The sequence below is a fragment of the Shewanella sp. S1-49-MNA-CIBAN-0167 genome (assembly GCF_040310145.1).
GTDB classification, from domain to species: domain Bacteria; phylum Pseudomonadota; class Gammaproteobacteria; order Enterobacterales; family Shewanellaceae; genus Shewanella; species Shewanella psychromarinicola.
On record NZ_JBEOPO010000374.1, the window covers coordinates 1 to 256 of the forward strand.

At 68.0% G+C, this 256-nt stretch carries 1 protein-coding gene; it reads left to right on the forward strand.

Features of this window, described 5'->3' with window-relative positions; all coding sequences use genetic code 11:
• Window positions 1–31: 31 nt before the first annotated feature.
• Window positions 32–256: hypothetical protein (locus tag AAEZ00_RS21690; RefSeq protein WP_351090047.1), on the forward strand; the 225-nt coding region annotated here is incomplete at its 3' end.

Genomic DNA, 256 nt, shown 5'->3' on the forward strand with positions numbered 1-256 from the left:
AATAAGTAGGGTTTAATCCGACGCCTGGGCGGTGTTCCGCGCGGGGGGGGGGGGGGGGGGGCGGCGGGGGGGGGGGGGGGGTGGGGGGGGGGGGGGGGGGGGGGGGGGGGGGGGGGGGGGGGGGGCGGGGGGGGGGGGGCCGGGGGCGGGGGGGGGGGGGGGTGGGGAGGGGGGAATGCTATCTGAACTATCAGCAAAATACCAATTAAATATAAACCAGAATCTTAAAAAACTAACTCAACAGCATGAAAAAAAA